Below are 2,281 nucleotides of genomic sequence, written 5' to 3' on the forward strand. Positions count from 1 at the left end.
AAGTTCGGCACCTGGTAGGACCGCAGCGCCTTCGGGCGACGGCGCTCCTGCGCCGGACGCCTCGCCGTCGATCCGTCGATGGCGAGGCGCGACGAGACTCAGCGATCGCCTGAGACAGATGAGCCCGGCCGCGAGGCCGGGCTCTTTCCGTTCGGGGGAGGGGGCCTTCGCTCCCCTCACTCGATCCCGAGCTTGGCCTTCAGGAGGGCGTTCACCGCCGCCGGATTGGCCTTGCCGCCGGTCGCCTTCATGGTCTGGCCGACGAACCAGCCGAGCAGCGTGGGCTTCGCCTGCGCCTGCGCCACCTTGTCGGGGTTGGCGGCGATGATCTGGTCGACGGCCGCCTCGATCGCCCCGGTATCCGTCACCTGCCTGAGGCCGCGCCGCTCCACGATCTCGCGCGGGTCGCCCCCTTCGCTCCAGAGGATCTCGAACAGGTCCTTGGCGATCTTGCCCGAGATGGTGCCGTCGGCGATGAGGTCGATCACCGCGCCGAGCTGGGCGGCGGAGACGGGGGAGTCCTCGATGCTGCGCCCCTCCTTGTTGAGGCGCCCGAACAGCTCGTTGATGACCCAGTTTGCCGCCGCCTTGCCGTCCCGGCCGCGGGCCACCGCCTCGAAGAAGTCGGCCGCCGCGCGCTCGGCCACCAGCACCGTCGCGTCGTAGGCCGAGAGGCCGAAATCCGAGACGAAGCGGGCCTTCTTGGCGTCGGGGAGTTCCGGCAGGTCGGACCGCAGGCGCTCGATGAAGGCGTCGTCGAATTCCAGCGGCAGCAGGTCGGGATCGGGGAAGTAGCGGTAGTCGTGCGCCTCCTCCTTGGAGCGCATCGAGCGCGTCTCGCCCTTGGTCGGGTCGAACAGGCGCGTCTCCTGCTGGATCGTCCCGCCATCCTCGATGATCGCGATCTGGCGGCGCGCCTCGGTCTCGATCGCCTGCCCGATGAAGCGGATGGAGTTGACGTTCTTGATCTCGCACCGCGTGCCGAACGGCTCGCCCGGGCGGCGCACCGAGACGTTCACGTCGGCGCGGAGGTTGCCCTTCTCCATGTCGCCGTCGCAGGTGCCGAGGTAGCGCAGGATGGTGCGCAGCTTCGTCACGTAGGCCTTGGCCTCCTCCGAGGAGCGCAGGTCGGGCTTCGACACGATCTCCATCAGCGCCACGCCCGAGCGGTTGAGGTCGACGAAGCTCAGGGAGGGGTGCTGGTCGTGCAGCGACTTGCCGGCATCCTGTTCGAGGTGCAGGCGCTCGATGCCGACCCGGATCGTCTCGCCGTCGGGCAGGTCGACCGTGACCTCGCCCTCGCCGACGATCGGGCTCTTGTACTGGCTGATCTGGTAGCCCTGCGGCAGGTCCGGATAGAAGTAATTCTTGCGGTCGAACACCGAGCGGTGGTTGATCTGCGCCTTGAGCCCGAGCCCGGTGCGCACGGCCTGGGCCACGCATTCGCGGTTGATCACCGGCAGCATGCCCGGCATGGCGGCATCGACGAGCGACACGTGGGCGTTCGGCTCCGCGCCGAACGCCGTGGCGGCCCCCGAGAAGAGCTTGGCCCGGCTGGTGACCTGGGCATGGATCTCCATGCCGACCACCACCTCCCAGTCGCCGAGGGCTCCCCTGATCAGCTTCTTCGGGTTCACGGGCGCGTTCATCGAGACAACCTGTCGTCCTGCCTGAGGGAGCCTGGGGGTTAGTAGGGAGCGGTCGCGCGGCCGGTCAAGCGCGGGGGGCGATGGCGCGCCGCGCCCCGTAGCCGATGACGGCCCAGATCAGGGCCGACACCGTCCGCACCGGGAAGAAGGTCGGCAGTTCGCGCCCGACCGGGGCGGGCCACGGCACGCCGAGGCCGGTCAGGATCCAGGAGGTCAGCACGGCCGCCACGAGGGCGATCATCGCCACCAGCACGACCTTGCCGAACTGGTCGGCCTTCCAGCCGAGCACGAGCGCCACGCCGATCAGCACCGGATCGAGCCCGGCCCAGATCCAGACCGAGGGAGGGTAGTAGGGTACGGTCATTCGCGGCGCATCCCGTGACGGTCGGGGGCTTGTGCCGGCTCGGCGCCGGTCCGGCAAGACGGCGGCGAAGAGGGCCTCGGCCGGCGCCGCGTCGACACGTCGCGCCACCAGGCGGGGCCGTCCTCGCACCGTCGATCCGGGTTTCGCCGGCCGGGTCGGGTTGATCAGCTGCAAGTCCGCGCGGCTTTCCCTGCCGTGCTAGAGCGTTTTCGGTTTGGGCTGAGTCGGTGCGGGGTTTTCGGGTCTGCTGCGGTGTGATTCCCTGATC

At 69.6% G+C, this 2,281-nt stretch carries 2 protein-coding genes; both read right to left on the minus strand.

The window, feature by feature from the left end; all coding sequences use genetic code 11:
* Window positions 1-176: 176 nt before the first annotated feature.
* Complete coding sequence (gene gatB / locus ACKUB9_RS34200; RefSeq protein WP_407531140.1) at window positions 177-1,649, minus strand: Asp-tRNA(Asn)/Glu-tRNA(Gln) amidotransferase subunit GatB; 1,473 nt, start codon at window positions 1,647-1,649, stop codon at window positions 177-179.
* A 64-nt stretch (window positions 1,650-1,713) separates the two neighbouring features.
* Window positions 1,714-2,013 (minus strand): hypothetical protein, encoded by a 300-nt coding sequence (locus ACKUB9_RS34205; protein ID WP_407531142.1) that lies wholly within the window; start codon window positions 2,011-2,013, stop codon window positions 1,714-1,716.
* Window positions 2,014-2,281: the final 268 nt, after the last annotated feature.

This window comes from Methylobacterium oryzisoli (genome assembly GCF_046557895.1).
GTDB lineage: Bacteria > Pseudomonadota > Alphaproteobacteria > Rhizobiales > Beijerinckiaceae > Methylobacterium > Methylobacterium oryzisoli.